This window comes from Pseudoalteromonas sp. Angola-7, assembly GCF_028599255.1.
GTDB classification, from domain to species: domain Bacteria; phylum Pseudomonadota; class Gammaproteobacteria; order Enterobacterales; family Alteromonadaceae; genus Pseudoalteromonas; species Pseudoalteromonas atlantica.
Window position 1 is genome coordinate 419245 of sequence record NZ_JAQREL010000002.1, and the last position, 15167, is coordinate 434411.

At 40.2% G+C, this 15167-nt stretch carries 9 protein-coding genes and 1 pseudogene; 4 read left to right on the forward strand and 6 right to left on the reverse strand.

What is annotated here, in order from left to right; all coding sequences use genetic code 11:
* Position 1 precedes the first annotated feature (1 nt).
* Positions 2–340 (reverse strand): P-II family nitrogen regulator, encoded by a 339-nt coding sequence (locus PSH50_RS04505; RefSeq protein ID WP_004587162.1) that lies wholly within the window; start codon positions 338–340, stop codon positions 2–4.
* Positions 341–561: 221 nt separating this feature from the next.
* Complete coding sequence (locus tag PSH50_RS04510; RefSeq protein ID WP_273586220.1) at positions 562–1782, reverse strand: response regulator; 1221 nt, start codon at positions 1780–1782, stop codon at positions 562–564.
* Between the two features lie 338 nt (positions 1783–2120).
* On the opposite strand from PSH50_RS04510, the gene PSH50_RS04515 reads away from it, so the two are divergent.
* Positions 2121–3638 (forward strand): S10 family peptidase, encoded by a 1518-nt coding sequence (locus PSH50_RS04515; RefSeq protein ID WP_273586221.1) that lies wholly within the window; start codon positions 2121–2123, stop codon positions 3636–3638.
* A 24-nt stretch (positions 3639–3662) separates the two neighbouring features.
* On the opposite strand, the gene PSH50_RS04520 is transcribed toward PSH50_RS04515, so the two are convergent.
* The 3 genes from PSH50_RS04520 to PSH50_RS04530 all read right to left on the reverse strand — a co-directional run bounded on the left by PSH50_RS04520 (position 3663) and on the right by PSH50_RS04530 (position 8389).
* A complete protein-coding gene (locus PSH50_RS04520) occupies positions 3663–5909 on the reverse strand; it encodes an ATP-binding protein (protein ID WP_273586222.1) in 2247 nt (748 codons plus the stop codon).
* Positions 5896–6705: a phosphate/phosphite/phosphonate ABC transporter substrate-binding protein gene (locus tag PSH50_RS04525; RefSeq protein WP_273586223.1), complete on the reverse strand. Its 810-nt coding sequence runs from the start codon at positions 6703–6705 to the stop codon at positions 5896–5898. Before PSH50_RS04525 ends, PSH50_RS04520 begins: the two co-directional genes overlap by 14 nt.
* A 163-nt stretch (positions 6706–6868) precedes the next feature.
* Positions 6869–8389 carry a CYTH and CHAD domain-containing protein gene (locus tag PSH50_RS04530; protein WP_004587167.1) on the reverse strand — a complete coding sequence of 507 codons (1521 nt, stop codon included), beginning with the start codon at positions 8387–8389 and terminating at the stop codon, positions 6869–6871.
* 215 nt (positions 8390–8604) lie between these two features.
* Between PSH50_RS04530 and PSH50_RS04535 the strand changes: the two genes are divergently transcribed.
* Complete coding sequence (locus PSH50_RS04535; RefSeq protein WP_054983196.1) at positions 8605–9210, forward strand: TIGR04211 family SH3 domain-containing protein; 606 nt, start codon at positions 8605–8607, stop codon at positions 9208–9210.
* Between the two features lie 112 nt (positions 9211–9322).
* Here the strand turns inward: PSH50_RS04535 and PSH50_RS04540 are convergent, their stop codons facing one another.
* Positions 9323–9805, reverse strand: coding sequence for a winged helix-turn-helix transcriptional regulator (locus PSH50_RS04540; protein WP_004587169.1), 483 nt, complete (start codon positions 9803–9805; stop codon positions 9323–9325).
* Positions 9806–10012: 207 nt separating this feature from the next.
* Between PSH50_RS04540 and putA the strand changes: the two genes are divergently transcribed.
* The gene (putA, locus tag PSH50_RS04545; RefSeq protein WP_024034315.1) at positions 10013–13816 is read left to right on the forward strand and encodes a bifunctional proline dehydrogenase/L-glutamate gamma-semialdehyde dehydrogenase PutA; all 3804 of its coding nucleotides are present in this window, start codon (positions 10013–10015) and stop codon (positions 13814–13816) included.
* A gap of 119 nt (positions 13817–13935) precedes the next feature.
* Positions 13936–15128, forward strand: a pseudogene (locus PSH50_RS04550) (HD-GYP domain-containing protein).
* Positions 15129–15167: the final 39 nt, after the last annotated feature.

Here is a 15167-nt window from a genome sequence, read left to right on the forward strand (position 1 = left end):
CTTAAATTGCTTCTTCATCAAGTTCGCCCGTACGAATACGCACAATTTGATCTAAGTCGTACACGAAAATTTTACCGTCACCAATTTTGCCTGTTGATGCAATTTTGGTAATTGCTTCAACTACGCGTTGGCAATTTTCAGTACGAGTAGCAATTTCAAGTTTGATCTTAGGAATAAAATCTACCTGATACTCTGCTCCACGATACAGCTCTGTATGGCCTCGTTGACGTCCAAAACCTTTAACATCAACTACGGTCATCCCTTCAATACCTAAATCAGCGAGCGCTTCACGCACATCATCTAATTTAAATGGTTTTATGATTGCACTAATCATTTTCATAGTGGCCCCCTCGGACGCTTTATTGTTATCCTGTTGGCTTACATAATCCAACCTTTGTGCCACTATTAAAAAACACTTAATATCAATAAGATAATCTTGAATAGCAAATTAAAAACAAAAAAAACGCACCATCAAGGTGCGCTTTTTTAACAACTTAGCTACATTGGTGCATCTCCAAAAGTGACGCCCTACTAGCTTGTAATTAATGTTATTTTTTATATCTACACAACACAGTTTCGGCCATTGTTTTTGGCTTCATAAAGGGCAGCATCAGCGATGCGCATGGCTTGTGTTAAATCAGTACTTTGGAAATCAGCCACACCAATACTGATGGTGATAGAAAACGGTTTTTCATTGATTAAAAACTCATGCTTAGCGAGTTTTTTTCTAAAGCCTTCTAAGTACTCTCGCCCACGCGCCGTGTCTATATCATCTAATATAATGGCAAACTCTTCGCCGCCCACCCGCGCAACAATAAACTTAGAAAACGTAGTTTTAATTAATGTGGCTACCTGCTTTAGTGCCTGATCGCCCGCTTCGTGGCCTAAGGTGTCATTAATGTTTTTAAAAAAATCTATATCGAGTAATGCAAGCGTGTTTTGCTGTTGTTTTTTTAATAGTTGCTCTGCATATTGGTAAAAATAACGGCGGTTATACATACCCGTTAAATAGTCTCTGTAAGCACTTTCTTTAATATCCGCAATCAGTGACAACTGCTCCATTGTTTGCATAACACGACAATGAAACTCTTCATTCATAAATGGCTTTGTTAAAAAATCGTTGGCACCGTATTTAATAAACCGAGCCGATAACCCATGTTTACCTGCCCCCGAAAGCCCGATAATGGCCAAATCATCGCGCCCTCTAAAATTACGCACCGCTTTAACCAGTTCAAAGCCATCCATTAATGGCATCGCATAATCGGTCATGAGCAATTTTATATTAGGGTTACTTTTTATTATTTCGAGTGCTTGCTGACCATCTTGCGCATCGGTTACATCAAATAATTGCTTTTCTAACATTTGCTTCATTAAGGAGCGGCTTAGCATTGAATCATCAGCAACCAACGCCTTACAGCCTTGATTTCTCAAAAGCTGAGCTACTAACTTGATAGCGTAATGGTATGAATCGCGATTGTCTTTTATTACGTAATCAATAACACCAAGCTCTAGCATTTGTTGGCGCTTATATTCATCAATTTTTGAGGTAAGTACCACAGTAGGAATGGCGTGTGAAAGTGTGAATTTAGCGACCTCGCCATTAGGTGCATCGGGCAAAGTTAAATCAACTAAAGCCAGCGAGTATTTATGTTTCTCAATATAGTCTTGGCATTCATTTAATGACCAGGCAAAATCGACAGCGACATCTAAATATTGAGCCGATAAGTGGCGTAGCACCTGCTGCACTACTTTACTGTCTTCAACCACTAATACTCTTTGCATAAACTTCTCTTTAATCTTGTTATTTTACGTACTTAAACTTGCACTAAAGCGACAAGTTATGAAAAACATCCAATAAAGTTCTGTTTATGTAGCCAGTGAGTAGGCTAAGTCCATTAATCTAAGCGCAAGGCTTGTATTTAATTTCAAATACAAAGTCGACCAAATATACTTGATTTTTTAGCTAAGCTAAACACGCTAGGATAAATTATCCCTAAATAAACAATGTCGGCGTGTATAAGCTTAGGCTTAACCAGTATTATCGACCATTAATCTCAATACTTTTGTTATTTGTGTGTTTTTTATTTTAAATAGCACCTAAACAAAAATAAGGAACGACAATGAAGCTTGTCCAATTAACTCGTTACACCTTAGCGCTTGCCATCGTATTGCTTAGTAGTACTGCAACAGCAGAAAACCAACGAAAAATAGACATTGATAGCCACGTAGTCACTAAGCATAAAGCTAAAATTAATGGTGAACGCTTGAGCTACACCGTTAAAACAGGCACTCAGCCGGTGTGGAATGATAATGGCGATGCCATTGCCACTTTACAATATACCTATTACACACGAGATAAAGTCGATGACACCGCAGCTCGCCCATTACTGATATCGTTTAATGGCGGCCCAGGCTCTGCATCTGTATGGATGCACTTAGCCTATACTGGCCCACGCGTATTAAAAATTGATGACGAAGGCTACCCCATTCAGCCTTATGGCGTAAAAGATAACCCCTACTCTGTGTTAGATGTAGCAGATATTGTTTATGTAAATCCGGTAAATACAGGTTATTCACGCGTAGTAGAAAACGCCAAAGGTGAAATGCTTTCGAAAGAGCAACAAAAAGAGCACTTTTTTGGTGTCAATGCCGACATAAAATACTTAGCTGAATGGCTAAATACCTTTGTTAACCGAAACGAGCGCTGGCGCTCACCTAAGTTTTTAATTGGAGAAAGCTACGGCACTACTCGTGTATCAGGCCTTGCCCATGAACTACAAAACAGTCAATGGATGTACATCAATGGGGTGGTATTAGTATCGCCGACTGATATTGGTATAAAACGCGACGGCCCTATAAAAGCGGCTAATCGCTTACCTTATTTTGCTGCAACTGCGTGGTATCACAAAGCACTGAATAAAAACTTGCAAGAAAAAGATCTCAATGAACTTTTACCCGAAGTAGAACAGTTCACTATTAATGAGCTTATTCCTGCCCTCGCTAAAGGTGGCTTTATCGATGCCGATAAAAAACGCCAAATAATAAAGAAGATGGCCGAATATGCAGGCCTTTCAGAGCAGTTTGTAGCGCAAAACAACTTAGATATTCCCACTCGATTTTTTTGGAAAGAACTTTTACGTGAGCGTGGACAAACTGTCGGACGTCTAGATTCGCGCTATTTAGGTATTGATAAACGCGATGCTGGCGAATCACCTGATTACTGGGCTGAGCTTACCTCTTGGCTGCACTCATTTACGCCTGCAATTAACTATTACCTGCGTGAAGAGCTCAACTATAAAACGGATGTTAAATACAACTTATTTGGCAATGTTCACCCATGGGATCGTAGTAAAAATAATACCGGCGAAAACTTACGTTTAGCGATGGCGCAAAACCCGTATTTAAACGTCATGATTCAAGCGGGTTACTACGATGGCGCAACAAATTACTTTGATGCTAAATACACGTTATGGCAGCTTGACCCAAGTGGTAAAATGAAAGAAAGGTTAAGCTTTAAAGGGTACCGCAGCGGCCATATGATGTACCTAAGACATGAAGATCTTAAGCTTTCAAATAACGATTTACGCGACTTCATTTTAAGCTCCCTACCCGCTAAAGGGCAGGCCGCTAAATATTAATTAAAAGGGCCATTACATGAGGCATTAAGAAGATGCCTCATGTTTATTACAGTACACTTTTAACTGTGTAACCACTTCATTAAACCCTGTTTGTAGTGCAAATAATAACGCTTCATCGACCTTATTTTGAGCGGCTAAGCTTTCTATCTGCTGGCAAATGTCACTTAACTTTAACGCTGCAACCGATTTAGCAGATGACTTTAAACCATGCGCCTGAAAAGATAAATCGGCGTAGTTTAAACTATGTGTATACGCTTCAATTAATTTAACTTGCTCATAAGCGGTTTGTAAAAACGCCTGAAAGACTAAACAATGTACATGCGTATCTTTTCCTAACATCGAAAACAATAAAGGCATATCTAATTGACTGTACATAGAGCTTGCTTGCGCCGTGATTTGCAGCGGCTGTGTATGCGAAGGAACAATGCCTTGCGAGTGTTTCATTAACAGTGCTTTTAGGCTTTCAAGCTCTATCGGTTTAGTTAAAAAACCGTTCATCCCAGCGCTGTAACAATCCTGTATGTTTTTTTCCATTATATTGGCAGTAACAGCAATAATTATTAGCTCATTGAACTTTGTGTTTTTTCGGATTTTTTTAGCCAATTCAAGGCCATTTAACAACGGCATTTGAATATCGGTAAGTAGCATATCGAAGAACTTATCTTGGAGCATTTGCCAGGCCTGTTCGCCATTATTTGCAAACGTTGAGTTAACGCCAAGCATGGTCAGTTGCTGCTTTAAAACCTGCTGATTAGTCAGTTGATCTTCTGCCACCAGCACATTTAATACTGGGAGCTTACCTGTGGCAGAGCCTGCGGACTCACTGCTGGGGTGACTTATCGGCTCATCAGCTTGTATAGTGGTTAAAGCGCTTTCTTTAAAACCATTAAAGCTAATAGTAAAACACGCGCCTTTATTTATTTGGCTATTTACTTGTAGCTGCCCTTGCATACGCTCTACAAGCTCTTTAGTAATAACTAAACCTATGCCCGTACCATGTGTTTTACTGGTCTCAGCCCCTAGTCTATCAAAGGGTTTAAAAAGCCTTAAAATATCATCTTCTGAAAAACCGCACCCTGTATCTTCAATATCAATATTACAGCGGCTTGAATCAGCAATCTCGCAACGTATATCTATTTTACCTCGCACTTTGTTATATTTTATTGCGTTGGAAAGTAAATTAAGCAGTACCTGTTTAAAACGGCGCTTATCTACATATAAGTAAATACCTTCTAGGGAGTCAATATTGTGAGTATTTATAGTAACAAGCTCAACTCTGGCAAGTTCGCTCACCATTTCAATACTATGCTGTAGCATGTCTTTCACGGAGGCATATTCAAAATTAAACTGCATATTCCCCGACTCAATAGAAGTTAAATCTAGCACGTCGTTTATTAGTAAAAGTAAATGCTCCCCAGCTTGGTAAATACTTTGCGCATTGTCTTTGTGTACCTCGGTTGCTTTACTGTCATATTGATAAAGCTGCGCTAACCCTAAAATAGCATTTAACGGCGTTCTAAGCTCATGGCTCATACTCGCCATAAAGTCAGACTTAGCCTTACTGGCCGACTCGGCTTGAATTCTCAGCGCGTTTACTTTTTGATGATTAGTAGCAACCTCACCGGCCATTTTATTAAATGCATTTATGACACTGCCAATCTCATTTTTTTGCTGAACGCTAACGTGGCAATCAAAGTTCCCTTTAGCCAGTTTAGAAAAGGCGACTTCGAGCGCCCGTAAAGGGCTGGTAATTCTATAATCGACCAACCAAGCTAAGCCAATAAAAAACACCACAAGTATAAAAAACTGAATATAAATTAACGTGTAATGTAGCTTGGCCGCTTCGTTTATTTCGTCTACAAAATTAACGACTAACGTTATTTCAGCCAAAGGTTTATCTAAAAAAGTGATGCGCTCATTTAACGTAACATTGCCCTGCTGCGCTAACAGCTGCCACTCATCTAAAGGATATAACTGAATACCTGTAGTCGGCTCTACTACTCTAATTGCTTTCCAATTAGGGTTTGTATTAAGTTGCGCGTCTATTTGCTCATAAAGCTGTGCGTATTGGCGAGTTAATAAAGGGGTTTTTATTGATGTGGATAGTTGCTGTAAAGAGCGCTGCGCTGCGCTAGAAAGGCCATTGTTTACCCACCTAGCTTGCTCTGGCAAAGCGTAAAAAATAAATAAACATATTAATAAAAAGCCAAATGCCATTACCGCAATAAAGCTTTGAACCCTTAGGCTGCGCCACCAGTTAATTTTCAACATAAAACGAGCGTAAACCCCATTGCGTTAATTGGTTGTAATCGTCAATGCTTGCTTTACTTGGGTTAATTATAGGAATACCCGCTAATAAGTGTTTTTGTTTAGGGTCGCTCCCTATTTCTATAATTGCTTGTTGAACTTGCGCTTGTACCTGATTATTTACTCTAGGGTGAACCACAATGGGGTGGCGGCTAACCTTACGCGTTTTGTAAATAACTTTTAGCTTTTGCTGCAAATTTTGAGGCTGTTGCTTTAATGTGCCCATTACCCCGCCGCCTGCAGGCGTTGCGTTAAGTGCCACATTTAAATAAACAGATGAGTGCGTTTGTACATATACAGGCTTTATTGTTAAGCCATACAATAGGGCAAGCTCCGCCCGCATTAATAAAGAAGCGCCTAATGCATTAGGCGCAGGAAAAGCAATTTCGGCGCCTTCAAGCTGCTTAACGGATTCAATATTACTGTTTTTATTGACTACTAATACGCCTTGCAAATGGCGCGCAGCATCTTTCACTATAGGTAAATAGCCTTGCTTGTTGTAAGCAATCACACTATGCCATGGGTTCATATAAGCAAAATCGTAATCGCCATCTGCAAAACCTTGCTCAAAAACCGGGATTGATTCCACGGTAACAAGCTTTAGTTGCACGCCTGTTTTTTCGGTTACTTTATTAAGAAAGGGCTGCCATATTGCAGTGAGTTTTTGAGGCTCATATTGCGGAACTACACCAAAAGTAAAGGTTTGAGCATAGACACCCATACTATTGAATAAAAAAAGCAAAACAACACTACACTTCATATTAGTCTTACCGTTGTAGGTTTATGACTATAAGCATAGTTAACGAGTGACTAACGCACCATTTTTATTACGTAGAAATTAAGAGGTTATTTAATTTAGGAGGTTTAAGAAAGTTTCAACAAAAAGATAAAAGCAGGCGCCAATACACACCTGCTTAAATATATTACTGCCAGTACGGCTCTATATCAAAAGACGCTAAACGGCTTTGCTCCATTGCACTGACTAAGTAATCTGACTTTTGATCTAGCCACTGTTGAATTTTAGCCAATTGCTCGTCTTCTTGCCCGCCGCAAAGCTGCTTTAAATATTCCAGCGTGCTGAGCTCGTACATACCATGAGAAATATCCAGCCACGGCAGTCTAAATTCTAAGCGCTCTTCTTTGTCAAACAATGACCCTAAGCAATTACCGCTTAATAAGCTGTTTTCTAGTTGGGTGCGTAAGCTTAAATAATCTTGTGCTGTAAGCGTTTGCTCTTTAGGAAGTAGCTTATCTAAATTTTGCCAATCTTTATTAAATAAACGTTTTGCAATTTTAGCTACTGGCTGCTCTGCCGCCTGTAGTTGGGTTTGCCCCCAAAACTTACGCCATTGTTTATCTACCAACCAAGTAGTCAACGACAGCAATAAACGATTGTATCGCGCGCTTTGAAACAAAGCATTAATATCATCAATGCTTGGCTGTAGCTCTTTTAAATCGTTAATAACTTGCGCTAATGCAGGCGCTGCATTTATTTTTTTATAAAATGCATGGCGTTTAGATGTATAAGTTTTTAGCTGAATTGCATTTTCAACCCAAGCTAATTCACTTAACAGCCACTTTAACTCTGTTCTTAATTGCTCAGTACTGTCTTTACTTACAATATCGTCAAACAACCAAAAATTATGCCTAATTAAGCTAATGCCATCAGTCACACGTTTGAGCGTTTTCAAACTTGGTTTGTCAAAGTAACACTGCTCATGCTTTTGCACAAAACGAATACCAAAGTTCATGGCCTCTATTAGTGCTTGCTCTTGAGTTGCTTGTTTTTTTAATTTTACAAACCCTATAGACTTACTTGGTTTAAGCGGTGTTTCATCGGCTAGCCGGTAACCTCTAGCTGCTTTTGAATAAAGCCCTAAACGAATACAGTTTTGGCTAACAAGTTTATCTGCCAAAGCAAATAGCTCGTCTCTGTTGCCCTCAACAAGCTCTATTTCTAGCTCGCTAATAATATCAACCTTACCTGATGCAGCTATTTCGCCTTTATCTAGCACGACTTCAATTTTTGCGCCATTGGGGGTTTCTATTAACCAAGTACGACGAATAAAGTTAGTGCTAAAAATAGGATATAAATTATTGCTAATAGCATTTACTTGCATACCATGAGGCCAAATAGCATTATTAAATGCTAATAAATCAGGACGGCTTGATTCAATTGGTAAGTTGTATTCAGGACGCTGGTGTAGCCCACCCACAACTTCGCCAGCAAGCTTTATTGTTTGTTCGCATTTACTGTCGGCACAGCGGGTTCTAAAACCTATATCAAGGGCTCTTAGCTCTCTACTTGGGGTATCGTAATAGGCATTTTGCAAACTACGTGAAGGTTTATTAATAACCGTTTTAGCAAATTGTGTGATTAGCGAGGGGATCAGTGGAACAACAGCATCTGATACCAAAAACTTCAGTTCTATCTCAGTATCCATTAGGGTTGAGGATTACCTTTAAAATAAATAAGTGCTCAAAATAAACAAAGCCACCTCATTTTGCAAATTTTTTAACCTTTTTGGCTGAGCAACGCCCGCACTGGGTTACAATATCAACCTTGCTATTAACGCGTTTAATCCATACTATCTCACTACTTATGTGAAAATCTCAATCACAACCACAACGGACACGGATAGACTAACAAGGTAGATAAATGCTAAAACACTGTTTACTAGGGCTACTTTTAACAGCCACCTCGTTTATAAGCCAAGCACAAGAAGCTCAAACAGCCAATTCATCAGATGCAAATTCAGCTTATATAATCGATAATCTATATACCTTTATGCGCTCTGGCGCAGGTAAAAACTACCGCTTACTTGGCTCTGTAGATGCGGGTACTAAATTAACCGTGCTATCAAAAGAAGAAAACGGCTTTATAAAAATAAAAGACGATAAAGACCGTGAAGGTTGGGTTGAGTCTAAATTTATATCGCAAACGCCAGGGCTTCATCAGCAGTATCAAACACTCAGTAGCGAAATGAGCACAGTGCAAAACAAACTACGCCAAGCACAAATTGAGCTACCTCAGTTACAAGAACATAATCAAAGCTTAACTAATCAAAACAAATTGCTTAATCAACAAATTACTGAGCTGCAAACAACGCTTGAGCAAGAGCGTGCTCAAAAACAAGCTGCCACTGCAAAAGAAAAACGCCAACTACTTACTTATGGTGGCGCTATTGCTTTTATAGGTTTGTTTTTAGGTATTATACTTACCGTTGTACTTTCGCGCCGTAAGCGCTACGAAGGGTGGGCTTAATTAACCTAAACCTTGGTTAACTAAGTTTAATAGCCGCTGGCTAATCATTAAAAAAGCACCCTTAGGTGCTTTTTTAATGTGTATGTAATGTATTGCAATAAGCATTTGGTTTTTAAACATCCAAACGTAAACCAGGATCCTGCTTAATTTTTTCTATTACCATGTAAGTATGGTGAGTACCTACTCCCGGAATATCGACCAAATCTCCTAGCACCTGTCGATACTCATCCATATCCGAGACCCTAATTTTTAGCAGGTAGTCGTACCCTCCCGCTACCATATCGCACTCTACAACTTGCTCAATTTTAAGTATATGCTCTTTAAATACTTTAAAAACAGCCGTGTTAGATGTCACCAGCGATACTTGCACATGCGCTACTAAGCTCTGATTCAGCTTTTGTTCGCTAAGCTTTGCAAAGTACCCTTCTATATAGCCTTCTTGCTCTAAACGTTTTACACGGTCAAGGCATGGACTAGGACTTAAATTAACCTGTTTTGCTAGGTTAACATTAGAAATTCTGCCGTTCTTTTGAAGAACGTCTAATATTGCTAAATCGATACGATCAAGCAGGCGTAATCTATTTGGACTTGTCATACAGAATTTTATACGGATAAGTTGAAAATATGCCCTGTAAATTATCGTAAATCGTGAAATTTAACCAGCATATTCTGCTGAAATTTAATTAGAATGCACGCATTACATCACTGGTAATTTATTGGTAGCAAAGTTGCTTTAGCTCAACAGCCCAAGCACATAAATTTTGTTCTACTATTTACATATTAACATTCCTAAGGGTTGCTTATGTTATTCAATGGCGATTTGACAACAACCTGTCCTACAAGACAGAAAATTCGTGATTTTTACCGCATTGATGAAAATGCTGTTATTGATCATATTTTACCACTTGCAGAAGTGGGTGTTAAAGCACGAAGCCGTGCATGGGAAAGAGCTCGCCAGATTGTTTTAAACATTCGAAAAGATCAAGACGGTCAAAGCGGTGTAGACGCACTTTTAAATGAATTCTCACTCTCTAGTGAGGAAGGTGTAGTGTTAATGTGTTTGGCCGAAGCCCTACTTCGCGTACCAGACAAAGCCACGCAAGATACGTTAATTCGTGACAAGCTTGCTAAAGGTGATTGGAGTTCTCATTTAGGAAGCAGCGATTCTTTATTCGTTAATGCTTCTTCGTGGGGATTATTAGTAACCGGTAAAATGGTTAACTACACAGATAAAACCAAAGAACAGCAATTTGGCATGCTTAAAAAGACCATAGGTCGTTTAGGCGAGCCTGTGATTCGCAAATCTGTAAACTTTGCCATGAAAATTATGGGTAAGCAGTTCGTTATGGGTCGCACCATTGACGAAGCCATTGAACGCGCTGCTGAAAAAGAGCAAAAAGGCTACGTTTACTCATACGACATGTTAGGCGAAGGCGCGCGCACAATGAAAGATGCCAAGCGTTACTTCGACAGCTACATGAACGCAATCCATGCAATTGGTAAAGCGGCAAATGGCCGTGGCCCAGTTAAAAGCCCTGGTATTTCAGTTAAACTTTCTGCTATTCATCCACGTTATGAGTTTACGCATAAAGACCGCGTAATGGCCGAAATTGTACCTAAACTGAAAGAGCTAGCGCTTGCTGCTAAAAAGTACGACATTGGCTTTACGGTTGATGCAGAAGAAGCTGACCGCTTAGATATTTCTCTAGATGTTATTGAAGCGGTATTTAGCGATGAAGATTTAGGTAACTGGCAAGGTTTTGGTTTAGCCGTACAAGCATACCAAAAGCGCGCTATTTTTGTTATTGAGTGGGTAACTGAACTTGCTACTCGTGTAGGCCGTAAAATGATGGTTCGCCTTGTAAAAGGTGCCTACTGGGATACAGAAATTAAAACCACGCAACAAGATGGTTTAGAGCACTACCCAGTATTTACGCGTAAAGCAACTACCGATGTATCTTACAAAGCCTGTGCTATTAGAATGCTAGAAGCACGCGATGTACTGTACCCGCAATTTGCAACACACAACGCTTACACTGCAGCGACTATTTTAGAAGTTGCTAAAGGCGATAACACCGGATTTGAATTCCAGCGTTTACACGGTATGGGCGAATCTTTATTTGACCAAATCGTAAATGAAGAAAAAATTCAATGCCGTGTTTATGCACCCGTTGGCCAGCACGAAGACCTACTTGCCTACTTAGTACGTCGTTTACTAGAAAATGGCGCTAATTCATCGTTTGTAAACGCCATTGTAGATACCACTAAACCAGTTGAGTCGTTACTACCTGATCCAGTAGAAACACTGCAAGGTTTACGTAATAAGTACAATACGCAAATTAAAATGCCAATCGACTTATACGGCGACGAACGTGCTAACTCTAAAGGCATGGACTTAACCGATATTAATGTAATTACGCCATTCAAAGAAAACCTTGAAAGCTGGTTTAACGAGCATTTAATTGATCAAAGCCAAGTACCTGAAGGCGCATTAGCAGTTAAAAACCCAGCTAATCACAACGAAATCATCGGCCACGTTAAACTGCAATCTGGCGATGAGATGAAAGACATTTTGGCCAATGCAGAAGCGGCGTTTGAGTCATGGTCACAAACATCTGTAAAAGAGCGTGCTAATTTATTACGCCGCGTGGCAGATATTTTAGAGCGTCACCACGACGAGCTCGTCGCTATATGTATTAAAGAAGCCGGTAAAATTGCGCAAGATGGTATTGACGAAGTACGTGAAGCCGTTGATTTTTGTCGTTACTACGCGGCACGTGCAGAAGAACTTGCAAGCGATGAGCGCTTTGAAGCACGCGGTGTAATTTTATGTATTAGCCCGTGGAACTTCCCGCTTGCTATTTTCTTAGGTCAGGTGGCCGCTGCCATTGTGACTGGTAATACTGTTATTGCAAAACCTGCAGAGCAAACAAGCTTAATTGCACTTCGCGCTATTGAGTTAATGCTTTCGGTTGGCTTACCAGAGCATGTAGTACAGCCGGTGATTGCCCGCGGTTCTGAGGTAGGTAAAACAATTGTACCTGATGAGCGCATTCAGGCAGTTATGTTTACTGGTTCTACAGAAACAGGCACACTGATTTCACAAACACTGGCTGCGCGTAACGATATTCAAGTACCGTTAATTGCAGAAACCGGTGGCCAAAACTGTATGATTGTGGATTCAACAGCGCTGCCAGAGCAAGTTGTTGATGATGTAATAAGTTCAGGTTTCCAAAGTGCAGGTCAGCGTTGTTCAGCACTGCGTGTATTATTTATACAAGAAGATGTAGCCGATGGCATTATAGAAATGCTTAAAGGCGCACTCGCCGAGCTGCATATTGGCGACCCGTCATTACTTTCTACCGATGTAGGCCCAGTAATTGATGAAAAAGCCCTTAAAACGCTAAATGATCATGTTGAATACTTAAAAGGTAATGCAACACTTCATTACGAGTGTAAGATCCCTGATAACACTGAAAATGGCGCCTACTTTTTTGCCCCTCGTTTATACGAAATCGAAGATTTATCAGTACTTAAACGTGAAGTATTTGGTCCATGTGTGCACATTGTTCGCTTTAAAGCGAATGATATCGACAACGTGATTGACCAAATTAACAACACAGGTTACGGCTTAACAATGGGTGTTCACTCACGTATTGAAGAGCGCTGTGAGTACCTAGCTAAAATGTCGCGTGCGGGTAACGTATATGTAAACCGCAACATGATTGGTGCCATTGTCGGTGTGCAACCATTTGGTGGCCGTGGTTTATCTGGTACTGGCCCTAAAGCCGGTGGTCCTAACTACCTGCAGCGTTTAGTAAAAGAGAAAGCATCACCTGATAATGTGCAAATGACTAACCTAACGCCAGATGAGCTTGATTTACACCATTACAGCGGTGCAAACGAGCAAGTTGAAAAGCTGATGGCTAACTCAATGCGCGATGAGAAAATTTGGCGTGCAACACCGCTAAATGACCGTGTATCAGCTGTTCGTCAGTTGCTTGCTAAAGTAGCAACGGTCGAAATTATTGATGACCTAGCGGACGATTTGGCATTAACGCTTTCAGAAGCGCGTGCACAACTTAACCGTTTAGAAAAACACATGCGTAAGTTTACCACTTTGCCTGGGCCTACTGGTGAATCAAACACCTTGCACCTTGAAGCACGTGGTTGTGTAGTATGTTATGCAGATAAAAGCACGTCATTTAACTTTTGGGCGCTTTCAATCATTACAGCACTTGCTGCAGGTAATACAGTAATTACGGTAGCATCAGAGCTATTTTACGACGAAGCGGTAGCCTTTAAAGATAAGTTTATTGCCACAGGCGTTGCTGAGGGCGTGTTCCAGGTTGCAAAACCTAATCAGCTACAAGCTATTTTGGCTCACCCTCACTTAGCGGGTGCGGTGGTTGCTGCACGTTCGTCTCGTTTAGGTTACTTCAGCCAACAACTTGCACAGCGTAAAGGCGCTATTTTACCAGTAATTACTTCAGAGTATTACGATACGTTAATTAAGCGCTTAATTACTGAAAAAACGATCAGTATAGATACTACCGCATCTGGTGGTAATACTTCACTGATGACCCTAGTAGAAGATGACGAATAGCCCATCTAGTACTAATTAACTAAAAATGTAAAAAAAGGCACTTAAAAGTGCCTTTTTTTTTACCCTGCAACGTATAATGATGCTAATTTAAACAAAGACCCATTACAGAAGTAAAAAAATTGAAAGTTATCTCTATTTCGCAATTACAGCCTGGCATGTTTGTTCAAAGTGTTACAAAACAAACTGGGCGCATTAAAATTAAATCCAAGGCTGGGTTAAAACTCAGGCGAGTATCGATAAGCTCAAAAAAGCGGGCATTTTAGAAATAGAGATAGATCCAGATAAAACATTAACTACACCCGAGCCCGTCACCCAAACCCCAGTGCCTAAGGCAGAGATTAAAAAACGCGACCCTTGGCTTAAAGTTCACAGTAGTGAACAAGAAATAGGCAAAGCTAAAAAGCTCTACGACGAAGCTAAAACACTTCAACAAAAGGCCTTTGGCGATATTAAAGCGGGTAGAGATATAGACATAGCGCCTTTTAAAGAGCTTGCCAGTGGCTTTATGGACTCTATTTTTAGAAACCAAGATGCCCTAGCCTGCTTAACGCAAATGCGCCAAAAAGATGCTTACTTATTAGAGCACTCTATCAACGTTTCTATTTTAATGGGTATTTTTGCAAAGCACTTAGGCATAGAGCGCGACATTATTGTAGAGCTCACTACAGGTGCTTTGTTACATGACATAGGAAAAATTAAAATTCCTGACGAAGTGCTCAATAAACCGGGTCGCTTTAGTGATGACGAATTTAAAATTATGCAAAACCATGCTCTGTATTCTAAGCAAATTTTAGAAGAAGCGGGGTTAACGGGGATTGCTGTAGATATTGCCGGCCTACACCATGAGCGCTTAGACGGAAAAGGCTATCCGTTTGCCAAAAAAGGCGATGAGATAAGCCAATACGTACGTATGGCGTCAATTGTAGATGTATATGATGCACTTACGGCAGAGCGGGTATATAAAGCAGGTATGGAGCCTATAAAAGCGTTTAAAATTTTAAAAGATGGTTGCCCTGATAGCTTTGATGGTGAGCTACTTACTAAGTTTATCCAATGTATTGGCATTCACCCTGTAGGCACCTTAGTGCGCTTATCTAGCCAAAAAGTAGGCTTGGTTACACAGAGTAACCCTGAAACACCTTTAAAGCCGGTGGTTAAAACATTTTATAGTGCTAAACACGGTCGCTACACGGAAATGCAAGATATAAACTTGGCAAATAAAAAAACAGCTGACAAGCTCGAATCAACCGTTAAGCCGACCGACTACAACATTGATTTAGAGCGCTTTTACAAAAACGCTATTTTACCTTGAGTTAAAAAGTAAAGCCGCAGTTTTGCGGCTTTACTTTAT

What these genes read in the sequence shown, in the direction of transcription:
- PSH50_RS04505 (WP_004587162.1), bottom strand. Translation starts at nt 340, where the DNA reads ATGAAAATGATTAGTGCAATCATAAAACCATTTAAATTAGATGATGTG.
- PSH50_RS04510 (WP_273586220.1), bottom strand. Translation starts at nt 1,782, where the DNA reads ATGCAAAGAGTATTAGTGGTTGAAGACAGTAAAGTAGTGCAGCAGGTG.
- PSH50_RS04515 (WP_273586221.1), top strand. Translation starts at nt 2,121, where the DNA reads ATGAAGCTTGTCCAATTAACTCGTTACACCTTAGCGCTTGCCATCGTA.
- PSH50_RS04520 (WP_273586222.1), bottom strand. Translation starts at nt 5,909, where the DNA reads ATGTTGAAAATTAACTGGTGGCGCAGCCTAAGGGTTCAAAGCTTTATT.
- PSH50_RS04525 (WP_273586223.1), bottom strand. Translation starts at nt 6,705, where the DNA reads ATGAAGTGTAGTGTTGTTTTGCTTTTTTTATTCAATAGTATGGGTGTC.
- PSH50_RS04530 (WP_004587167.1), bottom strand. Translation starts at nt 8,389, where the DNA reads ATGGATACTGAGATAGAACTGAAGTTTTTGGTATCAGATGCTGTTGTT.
- PSH50_RS04535 (WP_054983196.1), top strand. Translation starts at nt 8,605, where the DNA reads ATGCTAAAACACTGTTTACTAGGGCTACTTTTAACAGCCACCTCGTTT.
- PSH50_RS04540 (WP_004587169.1), bottom strand. Translation starts at nt 9,805, where the DNA reads ATGACAAGTCCAAATAGATTACGCCTGCTTGATCGTATCGATTTAGCA.
- putA (WP_024034315.1), top strand. Translation starts at nt 10,013, where the DNA reads ATGTTATTCAATGGCGATTTGACAACAACCTGTCCTACAAGACAGAAA.